At 62.7% G+C, this 16224-nt stretch carries 16 protein-coding genes; 6 read left to right on the top strand and 10 right to left on the bottom strand.

Translation table 11 applies throughout. The features are described from left to right. Positions 1 to 15 precede the first annotated feature (15 nt). From QRN22_RS15615 to QRN22_RS15590, 6 genes are all read right to left on the bottom strand, one after another. Positions 16 to 1062, bottom strand: coding sequence for an AAA family ATPase (locus QRN22_RS15615; RefSeq protein WP_042556258.1), 1047 nt, complete (start codon positions 1060 to 1062; stop codon positions 16 to 18). Next, entirely contained in the window at positions 1059 to 2279 is a 1221-nt protein-coding gene (locus QRN22_RS15610) for a DUF4350 domain-containing protein (protein ID WP_042556259.1), read from the bottom strand. Before QRN22_RS15610 ends, QRN22_RS15615 begins: the two co-directional genes overlap by 4 nt. Next, complete coding sequence (locus tag QRN22_RS15605) at positions 2276 to 3844, bottom strand: DUF4129 domain-containing protein (RefSeq protein WP_042556260.1); 1569 nt, start codon at positions 3842 to 3844, stop codon at positions 2276 to 2278. Before QRN22_RS15605 ends, QRN22_RS15610 begins: the two co-directional genes overlap by 4 nt. Continuing rightward, the gene (locus tag QRN22_RS15600; RefSeq protein ID WP_042556261.1) at positions 3831 to 4811 is read right to left on the bottom strand and encodes a stage II sporulation protein M; all 981 of its coding nucleotides are present in this window, start codon (positions 4809 to 4811) and stop codon (positions 3831 to 3833) included. The genes QRN22_RS15605 and QRN22_RS15600 overlap by 14 nt, the downstream gene beginning before the upstream one ends. After that, a complete protein-coding gene (locus QRN22_RS15595) occupies positions 4808 to 5533 on the bottom strand; it encodes an RDD family protein (protein ID WP_042556262.1) in 726 nt (241 codons plus the stop codon). The genes QRN22_RS15600 and QRN22_RS15595 overlap by 4 nt, the downstream gene beginning before the upstream one ends. A 90-nt stretch (positions 5534 to 5623) precedes the next feature. Beyond that, positions 5624 to 6385 carry a hypothetical protein gene (locus tag QRN22_RS15590; RefSeq protein WP_042556263.1) on the bottom strand — a complete coding sequence of 254 codons (762 nt, stop codon included), beginning with the start codon at positions 6383 to 6385 and terminating at the stop codon, positions 5624 to 5626. A 191-nt stretch (positions 6386 to 6576) separates the two neighbouring features. Between QRN22_RS15590 and sbcB the strand changes: the two genes are divergently transcribed. After that, positions 6577 to 8007, top strand: coding sequence for an exodeoxyribonuclease I (gene sbcB / locus QRN22_RS15585; RefSeq protein WP_042556264.1), 1431 nt, complete (start codon positions 6577 to 6579; stop codon positions 8005 to 8007). Between the two features lie 176 nt (positions 8008 to 8183). Here the strand turns inward: sbcB and mvaT are convergent, their stop codons facing one another. Next, entirely contained in the window at positions 8184 to 8564 is a 381-nt protein-coding gene (gene mvaT / locus QRN22_RS15580) for a histone-like nucleoid-structuring protein MvaT (RefSeq protein ID WP_042556265.1), read from the bottom strand. A gap of 335 nt (positions 8565 to 8899) precedes the next feature. Between mvaT and purU the strand changes: the two genes are divergently transcribed. The 3 genes from purU to QRN22_RS15565 are packed head-to-tail and all read left to right on the top strand — an operon-like array spanning position 8900 to position 10397. Further along, on the top strand, positions 8900 to 9751 hold the full coding sequence (purU, locus tag QRN22_RS15575) for a formyltetrahydrofolate deformylase (protein ID WP_042556266.1): 852 nt from the start codon (positions 8900 to 8902) through the stop codon (positions 9749 to 9751). Positions 9752 to 9788: 37 nt separating this feature from the next. Beyond that, the gene (locus tag QRN22_RS15570; protein WP_042556267.1) at positions 9789 to 10211 is read left to right on the top strand and encodes a CBS domain-containing protein; all 423 of its coding nucleotides are present in this window, start codon (positions 9789 to 9791) and stop codon (positions 10209 to 10211) included. A gap of 6 nt (positions 10212 to 10217) precedes the next feature. Further along, positions 10218 to 10397 (top strand): hypothetical protein, encoded by a 180-nt coding sequence (locus QRN22_RS15565; protein ID WP_042556268.1) that lies wholly within the window; start codon positions 10218 to 10220, stop codon positions 10395 to 10397. 53 nt (positions 10398 to 10450) lie between these two features. Here QRN22_RS15565 and QRN22_RS15560 read toward each other — a convergent pair whose 3' ends face one another. Next, positions 10451 to 12346 carry a methyl-accepting chemotaxis protein gene (locus QRN22_RS15560; RefSeq protein WP_042556269.1) on the bottom strand — a complete coding sequence of 632 codons (1896 nt, stop codon included), beginning with the start codon at positions 12344 to 12346 and terminating at the stop codon, positions 10451 to 10453. Between the two features lie 154 nt (positions 12347 to 12500). Between QRN22_RS15560 and QRN22_RS15555 the strand changes: the two genes are divergently transcribed. Beyond that, positions 12501 to 13985, top strand: coding sequence for a helicase HerA-like domain-containing protein (locus QRN22_RS15555; protein ID WP_042556270.1), 1485 nt, complete (start codon positions 12501 to 12503; stop codon positions 13983 to 13985). Positions 13986 to 14039: 54 nt separating this feature from the next. On the opposite strand, the gene QRN22_RS15550 is transcribed toward QRN22_RS15555, so the two are convergent. Beyond that, positions 14040 to 14258 (bottom strand): hypothetical protein, encoded by a 219-nt coding sequence (locus tag QRN22_RS15550; RefSeq protein WP_042556287.1) that lies wholly within the window; start codon positions 14256 to 14258, stop codon positions 14040 to 14042. 214 nt (positions 14259 to 14472) lie between these two features. Beyond that, entirely contained in the window at positions 14473 to 15345 is an 873-nt protein-coding gene (locus tag QRN22_RS15545) for an aldose 1-epimerase (protein ID WP_042556271.1), read from the bottom strand. Positions 15346 to 15460: 115 nt separating this feature from the next. Here QRN22_RS15545 and QRN22_RS15540 point away from each other — a divergent pair, with 115 nt between their 5' ends. After that, positions 15461 to 16216: a FadR/GntR family transcriptional regulator gene (locus tag QRN22_RS15540; protein WP_042556272.1), complete on the top strand. Its 756-nt coding sequence runs from the start codon at positions 15461 to 15463 to the stop codon at positions 16214 to 16216. Positions 16217 to 16224 lie beyond the last annotated feature (8 nt).

The following is a 16224-nucleotide window of genomic DNA, read 5'->3' as shown; positions in this document are numbered from 1 at the left end:
CCAGGATCGAGGCGTTCATAGACGGGGTGCGGGAACCTGATCGAGCAGTTGCAGCAGAACCTGATCGATGGACAGCCCTTCGATATCCAGCTCCGGCGACAGGCGCACGCGGTGGCGCAATACGGCCAGGGCGCAGCCCTTGATGTCATCGGGCAACACGAAGTCGCCGCCACGCAGCAGGGCGCGCGCACGGGCGCCGCGTACCAGGGCGATGGACGCGCGCGGACCGGCGCCGATGGCCAGGCCCGGCCAGCTGCGGGTCGCGCGGGCCAGGCGCACGGCGTAGTCGAGTACCTGTTCGTCCAGCGGCAGATCACCGGCGATCTTCTGCATGATCAGCACGTCCTTGGCCTGCAGCAGCGTGCGCAGGGGCGTGACTTCGAGCATGTCGGCCTTGGTCGAACGCGATACCTGACGCACCATGCTCAACTCTTCGTCCTGCTCGGGGTAATCCATGTGCAGCTTGAGCATGAAACGGTCGAGTTCGGCTTCCGGCAGCGGGTAGGTGCCTTCCTGTTCGATGGGGTTCTGGGTGGCCAGCACCATGAACGGCAGCGGCACCGCCAGCGGACGGCCTTCCAGGGTCACCTGACGCTCCTGCATGACCTCCAGCAGGGCGGCCTGGGTCTTGGCCGGAGCACGGTTGATCTCGTCGGTGAGCAGCAGGTTGGTGAAGATCGGCCCCTTGCGCAGCTTGAACTGTTCGCTCTGCAGGTCGTACACGGCATGGCCGGTGATGTCGCTGGGCATCAGGTCCGGGGTGAACTGGATGCGTGCGAATTCACCGCCGAAGCAGCGGGCCAGAGCCCGCACCAGCAGGGTCTTGCCGAGCCCCGGCACGCCTTCGAGCAGTACGTGACCGCCAGCGATCAGCGCGGTGAGCACATCATCGATGACCGCCGTCTGGCCGATCACCGCTTTCTGCAATTCCTGGCGCAAGGCCTGGGCCAACTGGCTGGCACGCTGACGCTGCTGGGCGATATTGCTGGCGGCTGGTGCGGCTGTGGTGCTGGCAGGCTCGCTGATCGGACTGCTCGGCTGGTCGGGCGTATGTTCGCTCATAGGGCATTCCTGAGTGTTTGCAGGTGGGCGACCTGTCGGGTGAAGTCGCTGGCGGAAAGGCGTTTCTTGCTCAGCGGGCGCATGGCCTGGCTGATGGCTGCGGAAGGCTGGCGGCTGAGGCGGCCGAGAATCTGCCACTGATCGGCGACGCCGAGCCGCTCGAAGCCGGGGTGCCGGCGCCGGGCGCGGCGCAGGATGTCCTGCTGCAGGTTGTTCAGCAGGCGCTGCTGGCCACCGTGACGAAGCAGGAAGTCGGCTGCGCCGCGCAGGTGTTCCTGCAGTTGCCTGCGGCTCGCCGGTTGCGGCTGCAACAGCGGGCCACGACGCTGGCCGACGTGCCACAGCCCCAGGAGCAGCAACAGGCCGAGGGCCAGCAGAGCCGGAGTGAAATGGCGCTGCAAGAGGGTCAGCAGGTTGTCGCGGTCGGCGTTGTAGACCAGGGTCACCGCACTGTCCTGGCTGAGGTACCAGAGCAGCCAGGCGTTGTCGTAATCGGCCAGGTTGGCGTTCTGCCAGATCCAGGCGTCGGTGACGATGCTGATCAGCCCTTCGCCGTGATAAATCTGCAGCAGGTGAGTGGCTTCGCCGCTGTTGGCCCAGACATGGGCAAGGTTGTTGGCGTCGTAGAGATGGAAGTCGGTATCGAAATCGACATAGGCGGGTGCCTGCTCGTTCTCCAGATACAGCTTGGTCAGCTCCGGATAAGCATCCGTCGGCTCTTGCTGGCTTTCATCGTTGGCCGAGGCCGCGGTTTCCTCTTCGGCAGCGCTGTCCGCTTGTTCCTCGTCTTCGTCGAGTTTCTCGACCGGGTATTGCTGCACGCTCAAGGCGTCGAGCAGCAGGTCGCCGCTCTTGCCTTTCTCTTCGTCCCACATGCGTTCGGCGATGAACAGCAGGTGACCCCCCTGGGCTGCCCACTGCAGCAGGCGCTCGTTCTGCCGGGGCGTCAGGTTGCTGCGGTTACCGAGCAGCAGCAGGGTATGGCCGCGGCTGGGCAATTCGGCCAGGCCGGCGAGGTTGTCGGCGCGCGTCACGTCGAGGCCCTGTTTGCGCAGAAAGTGCTCGGCGGCCAGATAGGGGTTGGCGCGTGCTTCCGGTGACGGCCCGTGGCTCACTACGTCTTCGTAGGGCTCGGCATGCCTCAACAGATAGGCGCCGAGCAGGCCAAGGCCCAGTACCAGCAGGGCGCCGATGACGAAACGCGCGGTGCGGTTCATGACCGACCACCGTGTTCGATCAGGCGTCGCCAGTCATTGCACAGCGCCGGGCGCGCCTCGGTCGGCGGCAGGCGGTGACCGTAGGCGAGGTTCTGCCAGTGACGGGTCAGGGTCTGGCTGAAGTTGCTGAGCTCCGGATCGTCGAGGCCGTCGACCAGGGGCAGCACCTCGGCTTCGGTGTGAGAACCCTTGAGCGGCAACTTGTGGTCGTGGATCAGGCGGCTGAGCAGGGCGCGGTAGAGCAGGCCCAGGGCTGCCCGCGGGTCGTCCTGCCAGAGACGTTCGGCAGTGCTGGCGACATCGTCCGGCAGGCTCTGTGGCAGTACTTCCAGGCCGAACAGCTGGTCAGGTGACTGGCTTCTTTGCGGCATGCGCAGCCGAGTACCGCCAGCGAAGGTGCTCAGCCACTCGCGGTAGCGCCAGAGCACCAGCGCGACGATGCCGATCAGCAGCGCCCACAGCACGGCTTCGAAGAACAGCGCAATGCCTTTCAAGGCCGTCCAGCTTTCGAGCATCTCGAACAGGCTTTCCAGCGCTTTGCGGCTGTCTTCAGAGGGTTCCTCCTGCTTGGCTTCGTCGCCGAAGCGCCAGCGAGTCACCGCTTCGCGGTTCTCGAAGGGTGTTTCGTCGAGAATCGCCAGCACCGATTCGCGCGAGGCCTCGGTGCTCAGCGGCTGCGCGAGCATGCGCGGAGCCTGTGGGCCGTCCGGGTCTTCGCTGGGCAGCGGGCAGCTGTGCGAGGTATCTGCCAGGGCTGGCGTCGGCACGTTCAGCAACAGCATGCCGCAGCCCAGCAATAGTGCGTAGGCGACACCGGTGAGGCGCTGGCGCAGGCGGCGGAAGGTCAGTTCGATGTCCCAGCCTTCCAGGGCCGTGCGACGGTTCAGGTAGAGGCTGAAGCCGCAGGCGACGTAGATCGGTTCCCAGAGAATCAGCAACAGCACGTAGGCCAGGTTGGAGAGGTGCTCCAGCCAGAACCAGTCGCTGGTATCGCCATTGATCAGGCTCTGCCAGTCCCACTCGGTGGATACCTGGGTGGGGATCAGCAAATACACCAGGCTGCCCAGCCCGACCCACAGGGCCGTCTCGAGGTGTATGCCAACCACGGTCAGCCAGGTCGCTGCGCCGGCATCGCGTTGCGCCAGTACGTTCAGGCGCTGGGTGCGCTCCTTGCCCTTCAGGCCTTCGAGCTGCAGCACCGGCAGGTCGAAGCTGCGCGACGGGCTGAGGCGTCGCCAGGTCAGGCTGGCCAGCAGCTGCGGTTTGAGCAGGCCGGGAAATGCCTTGAGCGCCTGCTTGAAGGTCGGCGTATCGCCAAACAGCGCGCGGGAGAGAATGTACAGCGGTAGCCGTTCGTAGGCCGGCTTCAGCCACCAGAAAACCAATATGGCCCAGGTGGGGTACTGCCACAGCAGGGCACAGAGCAGGGCGAAAATCGGCACGGTGACGGCTGCCCAGCTGGCCATTAGCAGGCTGCGATGACGACCTGCCATGAGGACGCCGAGATCGATGGCTTCCCAGGGCGTGCGCGGGCGGATCGCCACGCTGGCGTCAGTCAGGCGCATGCTGCCCCCTGCCGGCCAGGCACAGGTAAGCCAGGACCGATGCCCAGAGTCCGGCGCCCACCCAGTATTTGATATGGGGCGTGGTGAAGGTCATGGAGGACCAGTAGGCCTCGATGAACGCGGCGATCAGCAGGAACAGCGCCGCGCCGCCAAGCAGCCGTACCGCGCGCGTTGCGGCCAGGCGCAGGGCTTCGCCGCGGGGCAGGCGCCCGGGGGCGAGCAATGCCCAGCCGAGCTTGAGGCCCGCGGCGCCGGCCAGGGCGATGGCGGTCAATTCGAAGGCGCCGTGGCCGATCACGAACGACCAGAAGGTTTCGCTGTAGCCCAGTTGCGTCAGGTAACCGGCCACGGCACCGATCATCAGGCCGTTGAACAGCAGGAAGAACAGGCTGCCGACCCCGAACAGCAGGCCGCTGGCGAAGGTCTGAAAGGCGATGCCGATGTTGTTCATGATGTAGTAGCCGAACATCATCCAGTCATCACCGGAGTCGCGCTCACCGAAGCGTCCGAGGCGCGAGGTATCGGGGTCGTACATGCTTTCCATCTCGCTGACGCGGCTGGGGTCCATGACGCTGTAGACGAGGTCGGGAAACAGGTAGACGAGGGTGCCCATGACGGCCAGGCTGCCGAAGAACAGCAGGCTGGCGATCGTCACCAGACGCCACTCTTCACGCACCAGACGTGGGAAACCGGCCAGCACGAAGCCGATCAGTTGCGGCCCTATGGCGCTGCGATGACGGTAGAACTGCTGATGGCCGCGTAGCGCCAGTTGCTGTAGCTCGTCGATCAGGTGGTTGCTGTAACCGCGTTCCCTGGCCAGGGCCAGATGCTGGCACAGACGCCGGTAGTCGGCGGCGAAGGTGCGGCTTTTCTCCGCATCTGCCTTGCCTTTCTCCAGTCGCGCCAGTTGCTCGCTGAATGCCTGCCACTGTGGCTGGTGCCGAGATTCGAAAAGACTCTGCTTCATGTCGGCCCCAACAGGCTGCGGGCGATACCGTTGATCCTGCCTTCCGCCTGCTCGGCATCCACCTGCAGGGGCTCGGCGAGAATGGCAGCCAGCTCGGCGCGTCGGGCAGTCGACAGGCCTTCACCGCGTTCGGCGAAGGCGAGCATGGCGCGCTGCTCGGCGAAATCGAGGGGGAAGGGTGCACGCAACGCTTCGGCCTCGGGCAGATTGGGGCGCTCGATGGGCTGATCGCGGTAGACGACCAGCGTACCGGCGGCGATGTCACCGAGACGCTTGAAGGCGCGATTGCTCAGGCAACTGATGATGCCAAGCGTATAGGCGAATGGCAGCAGGTCGACGAAGCGCAGCAGGTTGCGGGTCAGCGAGGCCGGCCAGCCGATGGGTGTGCCATCGTCATGCACCACGCGCAGGCCGAGTAACTGCTTGCCTGGCGAGCGGCCCTGGTTGAGCACTTCGAACAGCACCATGTACCACCAGGTCACCAGGAACAGCGCGATGGTCGCGATGCCCATGCCGAGTTGGCCGAACATGCCTAGCGTCAGGTAGACGACCGCGAGAATGACGCCGCGGATCAGCAGGTCGATGGTAAAGGCCAGCGCCCGTGGTACCAGGCCTGCCGGGCGCAATGCCAGGTCGATGCCTTCCGGAGTTTCCACCTGATAGCGCGTGTCCAGCACCGGGTGCCGTTGTCGAGTGAGAGGGGAAATGGAGGAGGGCGGCATCGTCACGTCATATGAGCAAAGCCCGATGCTAGCCAGCAGCGAGGCAGGAAGCAACCTGGCCGCGAGAAACGCGGCCAGGTGAGAAGGTGCTTAGCGTGCGACCGGCAGTACGCCGAAGATGGTGCGATACAGCACGCCCATGGCCACGACGAACAGTGGCACGGTCCAGATCAGACCGATGAACACGGGGATTGCGCTGATGGCAACGATCAGGCCCAGCAGCAGGAACAGGCCGAAGACCTTGAACCAGTGCTGAGTGATGGCCTTGCGCGAAGCTTCCATGGCTTGCCAGGGCGACAGGCCGCGCTCGACGACCAGCGGAATGGCCAGCATGTAGGCGACCGACAGGTAGATGCCCGGAATCAGCAGCAGAAGCATGCCGAGGTAGATAAGCAGCATCATCACGACCGCAACGATCAGCAGCGGCACGGTACGACCGAAGTGGTTGAAAATCTCGTTGAAGCTGAACGGCTGGCCTGCCGCGCGACGGATGCCGATCATGCTCAGGCCGGCGATGAAGGGGTAGCTCACGGCGGAGGCGAGAATGGTCGTGACGATCTGACCGATGATGATCAGTGCCAGGTTTTCGCTGAACGCGGTGAAGATGCCCAGCACCGCACCGATCACGAACGAGGCGATGAATATCGCCACGTAGAAGATCAGGAAGCCACCGATGATGATGCCTTTGGTGCCCTTGGTCAGTTGCCAGGCTTCGCTGATCAGCGCGCCGATGCTGAAATCGTAGCCACGGCTCAGGGCCTGCTCGATGCTCGGCGCCTGGTCGCTATTGGACGTTTCCTGCAGTTGGCTGGTGGGAACGGCGTAGGGGTTCGTGGAGAGCGCGTCACTCATGATTCATCCTTGGCGAGTGTGAGTAAGATTGTTTCGTAATATTAATGGTGGAAGTGAGGGGCCACAAGCGCAAACGTCGCGTGGTTTCGCTCAGGGTGTGCGGCCGATCAAGCTTTCGAGGATGCGTTGCGGTTTGTGGTGAGGCGGTAACGAACCTAGACTGCGGCGTCCATTCGCCAAAGGAGCCCCCCGTGCCTTCCAGTCTGTTCTGGTATGACTACGAAACCACCGGTATCGACCCGCGCCGCGATCGTCCGCTGCAGGTCGCGGGTATCCGCACCGATGAACAGCTCAATGAAATAGAGGCGCCCCTCAACCTCTATTGCCAGCCCAGCGACGATATCCTGCCGCACCCGGCCGCCTGCATGATTACCGGCATCGGCCCGGAGCGACTGGCCAGTGAAGGGCTCGGCGAAGCCGAGTTCATGACTCGCATGCATGCCGAACTGGCGCGTCCCGGCACTTGTGGCGTGGGCTACAACAGCCTGCGTTTCGATGACGAGGTAACGCGCTACAGCCTGTACCGCAACTTCTTCGATCCCTATGCGCGGGAGTGGCAGGGTGGCAACAGCCGTTGGGATCTCATCGACATGGTGCGCACCGCCTATGCCTTGCGCCCGGAAGGCATCGAATGGCCCCAGGGTGAAAAGGGCGTCAGCCTGAAGCTGGAGCAACTGACCGCCGCCAATGGCATCGAGCATGGCCAGGCGCACGATGCGCTATCCGACGTGCGTGCGACCATCGCTCTCGCGAGGCTGGTGCGCGAGCGTCAGCCGAAACTCTACGATTATCTCTATGGGCTGCGCGGCAAGCAGCGGGTGCTCGATCAAGTGCGCCTGTTGCAGCCGATGGTGCATGTATCCGGGCGCTTTGCCGGCGCACGCCACTACCTGGGAATCGTGCTGCCGCTGGCCTGGCACCCGCGTAACCGCAATGCACTGATCGTCTGCGACCTGCACCTCGATACCACGCCGCTCCTCGACGAAGAGGGCGAAACGTTGCGTCGCCGTCTTTATACCCGGCGCGAGCAACTGGCCGAGGGCGAACTGCCGGTGCCGCTCAAACTCATCCATATAAACCGTTGTCCGGTAGTCGCGCCCTTGAGTGTGCTGCGTCCGGAAGATTGCCAGCGGCTGCAGTTGGACAAGGCCGACTACCAGGCTCGCGCGCAGCGCCTGATCGATAGACAGCCCGAATGGCAGGACAAATTGCCGCAGGTATACGAAGAGGAAAGTTTTGCCGCTGTGAGCGATCCGGAACAACAGTTGTATGACGGTTTTATCGGTGATCGTGACCGTCGACTGTGCGAGCAGGTTCGCACTTGCGATCCGCAACAGTTGGGCGCACAGGGCTGGCCTTTCGATGACCATCGGTTACCTGAATTACTGTTTCGTTATCGGGCGCGAAACTTTCCTGCCACCTTGAATGGCGAGGAGCAAAAACGCTGGGAGGACTTTTGTCGTCAGCGCCTTACTCGCGCAGAGTGGGGAGCCCCCAATACCTTGGCGAGTTTCGAGACGGACTTGGCGCAATACCTGACCGGAGCGACAGATGCGCAGCGAGTGATATTGGAGGCGTGGGGCGCTCATGCACGGCATTTGCGTCAGCGTTATGCGCTGTAAATCAATTGGCCACTATCGAGATAAAAGACGGCGCAGGGGAATAGCTTCTGCGGCAGAGCAAGCCGGGCTGGCACCGAGTGCACTCGTGATGCCTTGTTTCTCGAACCAATAATAGCGCCCATAAAAAACGCCAGCATTGCTGGCGTTCTTCATGGACTCACAGCCCCGATCTGGTATCAGCCCAGCAGGGTTGCCCAGCCTTCGACCACGTCAGCGCCCCACTTGGCTTTCCACTCTTTCAGGGTCTTGTGGTTGCCACCTTTGGTTTCGATGACTTCGCCGGTGTTCGGGTTCTTGTACTGCTTAACTTTACGAGCACGCTTGCTGCCGGTCGGTGCAGCTTTGGCATTGCGCTGAGCCTTGCCAGCTTTGGCATCCGGATCCAGCAGCGCGATGATGTCACGCAGCGACTTCTGGTATTCACCCATCAGGGTGCGCAGCTTGCCTTCGAACTCCAGCTCTTTCTTCAGTTTGTCGTCTTGCGACAGATTCTTAAGACGCTCTTGCAGTTCTTTGATGTTTTCTTCGAGGGTACGGTATTCGGTGATCAAGGACATGTGTTTACCTTTAATGCAGGGAGTGGTGGCCAAGTGTTGCTTATAGTAGACATCGCTTAATTATAAGTAAACCGCTTTGTAGTGTAGAGACGTTCTTGTAGAAAATAAGTTGCAGCTGGCGACAGCGATTTACTGTTTTATTGACACTTGAAAACATGCGGGAATTAATCCGCTCGGCCAATTGGCCAGCGCGTTTGTTACGTGGCTTTGCATGGCTTTTTCTGCCGGTCGGTCGCTGATCGGACGTTGCGCGCACAGTCAGGCCTGTAGAGATACTGCAGTTTTTCGTTAGTCTGGCTAAAATGCGCGCCTTCGCTATTTCTCTGGAGTTGTTCATGCGCACTTTTCGGCTGGTCATCGCCTGCCCTGACCGTACTGGCATCGTCGCCAAGGTCAGTAACTTTCTGGCGACCTACAACGGCTGGATCACCGAGGCGAGCCACCACTCCGACACGCAGAGTGGCTGGTTCTTCATGCGTCATGAAATTCGTGCCGATTCGTTGCCCTTCGATCTCGATGGCTTCAATCAGGCGTTCTCGCCGATCGCCCGGGAATTCTCCATGGAGTGGCGGATCACCGATTCGGCGCAGAAGAAGCGTGTGGTACTGATGGCCAGCCGCGAGTCCCACTGCCTGGCCGACCTGCTGCACCGCTGGCACAGCAACGAGCTCGACTGCGATATTCCCTGCGTGATCTCCAACCATGACGACCTGCGCAGCATGGTCGAGTGGCACGGCATTCCGTTCATCCACGTGCCGGTGGACCCGCAGAACAAGCAACCGGCCTTCGATGAGGTCGCACGCCTGGTGGAAGAGCACCGCGCCGATGCCATCGTGCTGGCTCGCTACATGCAGATCCTGCCGCCCAAATTGTGTCAGGACTATGCACAGCGGGTGATCAACATTCACCACAGCTTCCTGCCTTCGTTCGTGGGTGCCAAGCCTTACCACCAGGCCTCGCTGCGGGGCGTCAAGCTGATTGGCGCGACCTCCCACTACGTGACCGAAGAGCTGGATGCCGGCCCGATCATCGAACAGGACGTGGTGCGCGTCAGCCATCGCGAGAGCATCGAAGAGATGGTGCGCCTCGGCAAAGACGTGGAAAAGATGGTGCTTTCCCGTGGTCTGCGCTATCACTTGGAAGATCGGGTACTGGTGCACAACAACAAGACCGTTGTGTTCGACTGATCCATTCGACCCGATGCTCGAATAAGGGAGTCCGTTCATGCTCAAGTCCGTGAAAGTGCGTGATTACATGACCCGTCACTTGGTCACCTTCCATGCCGACACCGATCTGTTCACGGCCATCAACCGATTGCTGGAACACCGTATTTCCGGCGCGCCGGTGGTTGACGATCACGATCGTCTGGTTGGCCTGTTGTCGGAGGGCGACTGCCTGCGGGGCATTCTTCAGGGGGCTTATTACGAGTCGACTGGCGGCACTATCGCTTCCTACATGACCACCAACGTTGAAACCACCTCGCCGGAAGCCGACATCATCGATGTGGCCGAACGCTTCCTGAAAGGACGGCGCCGACGTTTTCCGGTCATTGAAGGTGGCAAGCTGGTCGGTCAGATCAGCCGTCACGACGTGCTGCTGGCGGTCAAGGAGTTCGCCCAGCATGAACAGGGCCACCGGCGCGGCTGATCTCTCATGAGCGATGACACGCCTCGCCAACCCGGCACCGCAACGCCACCGCCCACCCTGGGTGAAGGTTGTGTGCGGCGTTACGATCCAGAGGCGTTGAGCGAAGAGGACGGCGCCGAGTTCGACGGTGCCGAGGCGTTGTGGAAGCGCTTGCAGCGTGAGCGTGATGCTACGCCGGACAAGTAGGTCGGACATCGACGAACAAGGGCGCCATTGGCGCCCTTGTTGGTTTTCTGCGATCAGATGCGGAAGCTGCCGACCAGGTGGGTCAGGCGAGCGGCCTGCTGCTCCAGATCCGCGCAGGCGCGCAGGGTGGCCTGGAGGTTTTCCACGCCTTCCTGATTGAGGGTGTTGATTTCGGTGATGTCCATGTTCAGCGCCTCGATCACCGAGGTCTGTTCTTCCGTGGCGGTCGCCACCGACTGGTTCATGCCATCGATCTCGCCAATGCGCGTGGTCACGCTGCCCAGCCGCTCGCCGGCCTGGTTGGCGACTGCCACGCTTTCCTCGCTGTAGCGCTGGCTCTCGGTCATGGTGGTGACCGATTCGCGGGAGCCGATCTGCAGTTCTTCGATCATCTTCTCGATTTCCTGGGCCGACTCCTGGGTGCGATGGGCGAGGTTGCGCACCTCGTCAGCGACCACCGCGAAACCGCGACCTGCCTCGCCGGCGCGTGCCGCTTCGATGGCGGCGTTGAGGGCGAGCAGGTTGGTCTGCTGGGAAATACTTTTGATCACTTCGAGAATCTGCCCGATGTCCACGGTCTTGCCGTTGAGCATCTCGATCTTGGCACGGGCGTCGATGACCTTGGTCGACAGCTCGGTCATGGATTTGATCGCCTGCTGCACCACCTTGCCGCCGTCTTCAGCCTGCAGGCGGGCGTCCGATGCCTGATTGGACGCGTCCGCGGCGTTGCGGGCGATCTCCTGGGCGGCGGCGCCGAGCTCGTTGATCGCCGCAGCCACGCTGTTGGTGCGGCTGGCCTGCTCGTCCGAATTGACGATGGACGAGTTCGACGCGTTGACCACCAGCTTGGCGACCTCGTTGACCTGGGCGGTGGCCGAGGACACCTCGCGAATGGACGTGTGGATACGTTCGACGAAGCGGTTGAACGAGCTGGCCAGTGCGCCGAATTCGTCGTTGGACTGGATGGCCAGGCGCTTGGTCAGGTCGCCTTCGCCACGGGCGATGTCTTCCATGGCCTTGCCCATGGTGGTCAGCGGCTGCATCAGTACGCGGATCAGCACGCCGAGCAGCGCAATGATCAACGCGACCGCGATCAGCGTGGCGATGGCCGCGGACAGGCGGAATTCATCCAGCTCGGCGTACGCCAGGTTCTTGTCGATGGAGAGGCCGACATACCACTGCACATCGGGCAGGCCCTGGACCGGGGCGAAGGTCAGCAGCCGGTCCTGGCCATCCTGTTCGACTTCGGTCAGCTTGCTGTCGAGGCCGATGCTGGTATTCGGATAGAGATCACGCAGGTTCTTCATCACCAGGTCGCCCTGGGGGTGAACCAGTACGGTGCCGTCCTTGCTGACCAGGAACGCATAGCCCAGGTCGCCCAGCTCGATGGAATTGATGATCTTCACCAGAGTATCCAGGCTGACGTCACCGCCGGTCATGCCGAACGCTTTGCCGTCGGGGCCGCGCACCGGGGCGATCGGCGAAATCACCAGGGAATTGGTGATCTGGTCGACGTAGGGCGCGGTGAGGACGGTACGGTTGGCCTGGGCGGTGTCCTTGTACCAGGGGCGAGTGCGCGGGTCGTAGCCGGCGGCCATCTGGGTCGGCGGGCTGGACAGGAAGCGGCCATCGCCTTGCAGGCCGATGTAGGTGGAGAGGAAGGCGCCTTTGTAGACCGGGCGCGAAATGACGTCTTGCAGGTTGCCGCTCGCGATGGCCAGCTCCAGGTTCTGGGCGAGGCTCTCGATCAGCAGGATACGCCCCGACAACCAGCTTTCGATATTGCCCGCCGCGGCGTCGCTGGCCTGACTCAGGTTGTTCTGGAGTGCCTGCTGGATGCTGCTACGCTGGCGGCTGTCGTTATAGAGGCTGAACAGGGCGAAGGCGACCGTTACCACCAGGGTGGCGGCCAGCAGAATCTTGTGGCTGAACTGCAGGTTTCTCGTCATGGCATCTTGCGTCCGGAAGTCACTGGAACCAGTCTTGGGGGCGTCGCCATCTGGCGAGTGGAGCGGGGCGGAGAATCGGCGAAGGCTGATCGGTCATAGCCCGGCGTTTATGTCGGCATCGAAGTAGCAAAGCTTTAGTCCAGAGGACGGAATCATGTCTTTGAATCAGCAGTTCATTTTGGGTGATGGCGGCGATGGCCAGGCAGTGGGCCAGTCGCTGCGTCTGGCCAACCGTCATGGCCTGATCGCGGGTGCAACGGGAACCGGCAAGACCGTGACCCTGCAGCGTCTGATCGAGAACTTCAGTGACGCAGGCGTCGCGGTTTTCGCCGCGGATGTGAAGGGCGATCTGTGTGGCCTCGGCGCCGCCGGGGCTCCTCAGGGAAAGGTCGCCGAACGTATCGCCAGCATGCCCTGGCTGGCGCACAGCCCGAGGGCCTATCCGGTCAGCCTGTGGGATGTGCATGGGCAGAGCGGTCATCCGCTGCGCACCACCCTGAGCGAAATGGGCCCGCTTCTGCTCGGCGCGCTGCTCGAACTCACCGACAGCCAGCAGGCGGCGCTGTATGCAGCGTTCAAGGTGGCCGATCGTGAAGGCCTGCTGCTGCTCGACCTGAAAGACCTCAAAGCCCTGCTGACTCATCTCAAGGAACAGCCGCAGGTGCTGGGCGCCGACAGCGCGCTGTTCACCAATACCTCCGCGCAGGCGTTGTTGCGGCGTTTGGCGAGCCTGGAACAGCAGGGTGGCGAGGCGCTTTTCGGTGAGCCGGCGCTGCAGCTCGAAGACATCCTGCAGCCGGATCGTGATGGTCGCGGGCGCATTCATCTGCTCGATGCCAGCCGCCTGGTTCACGAAGCGCCCAAGGTCTACGCGACCTTTCTGCTGTGGCTGCTGGCCGAGTTGTTCGAGCAGTTGCCCGAGCGCGGCGATGCGGACAAACCGGTTCTGGCGCTGTTCTTCGACGAGGCTCACCTGCTTTTCGCCGATACCCCGAAGGCCTTGCAGACGCGGCTGGAGCAGGTCGTGCGGCTGATTCGCTCCAAGGGCGTCGGTGTGTATTTCGTCACCCAGTCGCCGGGAGACCTGCCGGACGATGTGCTGGCGCAACTGGGGTTGCGTATTCAGCACGGCCTGCGGGCGTTCACCACCCGGGAACAGAAGGCGCTGCGCGCGGTGGCCGACGGCTTTCGTCCCAACCCGGCGTTCGACAGCCTTGCGGTGCTGACCGAGCTGGGGATCGGTGAGGCGCTGGTGGGGACCCTGGAGGATAAAGGCACGCCGGCGATGGTGCAGCGTGTCGCCATCGCCCCGCCGCAATCGCGTATCGGGCCATTGCAGGCAAGCGAGCGTGCAGATCTGATTCGCCAATCACCGCAGGCGGGGCGCTACGACAAGGCATTCGACCGGGAGTCGGCCTACGAGATCCTGACCGCCCGTGCAACCCAGGCGAGCGAGCAGGTGCAAGCGGGCAAGGCACCGCCGTCCACTGTCAGCGTGGCTGGCGAGTTCCTCGGCGGGTTGGCTGGTCAGGCAATGAAAAGCGCCATGCGTCAGGTCGCCAATCAACTCGGTCGGCAACTGGTTCGCGGTGTGCTGGGGTCTTTGCTGGGTGGCAAGTCCACGTCGAAGCGACGCTGAACACTGCACCGCCGGCGGCGTGCTCGGGCGCGCCAGCCGGCACCGGTCAGCGGGTCAGGCGCTTTCGGCTCTGGCTTCTTCCTTGCTGGACAAGTCCTTCTCGATCTTCTCGATTTCTTTATCGAATGCCTGATCGAGCAGGCTGGCTCGCTTGCGCCAAGGCTTGCGTTCCGGATCCGGTTGGGCGGCGTAAGTGATGACCTCTCCGCCGTATACATCCTTGTAACGCTGCGCCTGGCGCTCGAGTTCGGCGCGCAGTTCGTCTTTCGTCACGATAGTACCCATGGTTTCTGATAGGAGAAGGGCGACAACGCAAGACCGGGCGGTCTTGCTGATACGGTCGCCACATCTGTTTGAAGCGTTTGCCCCTACTAAAGTTCCGGCTATTGGCATCTAGCGCAGCTGGACGTCAGGAAGCAGCGGCTGATTATCGTCAACGTGCGGCGAAAGTCCAGCAAAGCCGCCGCGAGTTGTGACCCGGGTTGCGTCAGGCCAGCGTGCGGTACTGCAGGCTGAACGTCAGGCTGTGGCTCTGTCCCTCGTGCAACAACACCAGCCCTGGCCTGCCCGGCAGGTGGTGAGCATTGACCGGGTGGCTGACCGGCTCGAAGCAGAAGAACGGCTTTCGTTCCGGGCAGAACAGCAGGTACAGGTCACTGCCCGTGGCGCTGATCTCCAGAGCGTAGCCGGCGTCGGGCTGCAGAATGCGCGCCTGGCCGTTCCAGTCGATGAAGGCGTTGTCGGTATGCTGCGTCGGCAGATCACGCTCGTCGTTGAAGTCCCAATGTTCCGGCAGTTCGCTCAGTTGCGTCGGCAGGCTGTTCGCGTCGCAATTCCATACCTGCCCCGCGCGGGCTTGCAGGCGGGTAGCCGGCGTGCGCGGGAAATATGGGTGCAGGCCCAGCCCATGCCACATTGGCGCCTCGGCCATATGGGTGACCTGCAGCTGGATATCCAGGCGGCCTTCGTGCAGACGAATCCGTTGCTCTGCGACATAGGCGAACGGCGTCTGGCTTTCCAGGCGCAACAGGGCCGAGTCGTCGCTGTGCTCGATCACCTCCCAGGGTTGTTGCCAGGCACTGCCGTGGATCGGCAGTGCCGAGTTGTCGACATTGGCCTCTAGCGCGAGCCAGCCTTGCGGGTTGTCGAAACCGCCCTCGGTGATGCGGTTCGACCAGGGCGCCAGCGGGTAGCAACCGAGCTGGCGAGGCGTGCTGGCCTGCAGGGTTCCTTCATCGGCATGGCGCAGCAAGGCTTGACCGCCGTCCTTGACCGTCCAGTTGGCGATACTGCCGCCGGTTCGAGGTGCCAGCGTGAGGTGTGTGAGGCGATCCTGCAGATGCAATGTGTCGAGCGGCATAGTGCGGTACCTGTGCAGTTAACGAGTCATTTGCCGGAGATAAACGAAGAACGTGTCATCATACAACCGCCTGATATATGATGGAGTTTGACCATCCCAGACGATATCGATTGCTATGGAAAATCAGAACACGCCGCCACGTGCGCGCCGCAAGCACCGCAGCCTGGCTCAAGAACTGGTCGCGGAGCTGTCCGAGCGCATTCGCGATGGGGTGATCAAGCGTGGCGAAAAGTTGCCGACCGAGTCGGCGATCATGGAAGAGCAGGGCGTCAGCCGCACCGTCGTGCGTGAAGCCTTGTCGCGGTTGCAGGCTTCCGGCCTGGTGGAAACCCGCCATGGCATCGGCACCTTCGTTCTGGATACGCCCAATCCCGGTGGCTTTCGCATCGACCCCGCGACCATCGTCACGCTGCGTGAAGTGCTCGCCGTGCTCGAGCTGCGCATCAGCCTGGAAGTCGAGTCGGCTGGCCTGGCTGCGCAACGACGGACGCCCGAACAACTGGCGTCCATGCGTCAGGCTCTGGATGCGCTGAATGAAGGCGCGGCCCACGAGAGCGATGCGGTGTCGTCCGATTTCCAGTTTCACCTGCAGATCGCTCACGCCACTGGCAACCGCTACTTCACCGATATCATGAGCCATCTGGGTACCAGTATCATTCCGCGTACCCGGCTCAACTCGGCGCGCATCGCCCATGACGATCACGCCCATTACATGGCGCGCCTCGAGCGTGAGCATGAGCAGATCTTCGAAGCCATCGCCCGCCAGGACTCCGACGCCGCACGCGCCGCCATGCGCCTGCACCTGACCAACAGCCGCGAGCGGCTGCGTCAGGCCCACGAGGCCGCTGAAGTGGTCGTCAAGCAGGCCTGAGCCCTGCA

Origin of the sequence: Pseudomonas sp. MEJ086 (assembly GCF_030209025.1) — a bacterium.
Lineage (GTDB): Bacteria > Pseudomonadota > Gammaproteobacteria > Pseudomonadales > Pseudomonadaceae > Aquipseudomonas > Aquipseudomonas fulva_A.
This window is presented reverse-complemented; position numbering and strand designations above follow the sequence as displayed.

What these genes read in the sequence shown, in the direction of transcription:
- QRN22_RS15600 (WP_042556261.1), bottom strand. Translation starts at nt 4,811, where the DNA reads ATGAAGCAGAGTCTTTTCGAATCTCGGCACCAGCCACAGTGGCAGGCA.
- mvaT (WP_042556265.1), bottom strand. Translation starts at nt 8,564, where the DNA reads ATGTCCTTGATCACCGAATACCGTACCCTCGAAGAAAACATCAAAGAA.
- QRN22_RS15560 (WP_042556269.1), bottom strand. Translation starts at nt 12,346, where the DNA reads ATGACGAGAAACCTGCAGTTCAGCCACAAGATTCTGCTGGCCGCCACC.
- QRN22_RS15605 (WP_042556260.1), bottom strand. Translation starts at nt 3,844, where the DNA reads ATGCGCCTGACTGACGCCAGCGTGGCGATCCGCCCGCGCACGCCCTGG.
- QRN22_RS15545 (WP_042556271.1), bottom strand. Translation starts at nt 15,345, where the DNA reads ATGCCGCTCGACACATTGCATCTGCAGGATCGCCTCACACACCTCACG.
- QRN22_RS15540 (WP_042556272.1), top strand. Translation starts at nt 15,461, where the DNA reads ATGGAAAATCAGAACACGCCGCCACGTGCGCGCCGCAAGCACCGCAGC.
- QRN22_RS15590 (WP_042556263.1), bottom strand. Translation starts at nt 6,385, where the DNA reads ATGAGTGACGCGCTCTCCACGAACCCCTACGCCGTTCCCACCAGCCAA.
- QRN22_RS15565 (WP_042556268.1), top strand. Translation starts at nt 10,218, where the DNA reads ATGAGCGATGACACGCCTCGCCAACCCGGCACCGCAACGCCACCGCCC.
- QRN22_RS15595 (WP_042556262.1), bottom strand. Translation starts at nt 5,533, where the DNA reads ATGCCGCCCTCCTCCATTTCCCCTCTCACTCGACAACGGCACCCGGTG.
- QRN22_RS15555 (WP_042556270.1), top strand. Translation starts at nt 12,501, where the DNA reads ATGTCTTTGAATCAGCAGTTCATTTTGGGTGATGGCGGCGATGGCCAG.
- purU (WP_042556266.1), top strand. Translation starts at nt 8,900, where the DNA reads ATGCGCACTTTTCGGCTGGTCATCGCCTGCCCTGACCGTACTGGCATC.
- QRN22_RS15570 (WP_042556267.1), top strand. Translation starts at nt 9,789, where the DNA reads ATGCTCAAGTCCGTGAAAGTGCGTGATTACATGACCCGTCACTTGGTC.
- QRN22_RS15615 (WP_042556258.1), bottom strand. Translation starts at nt 1,062, where the DNA reads ATGAGCGAACATACGCCCGACCAGCCGAGCAGTCCGATCAGCGAGCCT.
- QRN22_RS15610 (WP_042556259.1), bottom strand. Translation starts at nt 2,279, where the DNA reads ATGAACCGCACCGCGCGTTTCGTCATCGGCGCCCTGCTGGTACTGGGC.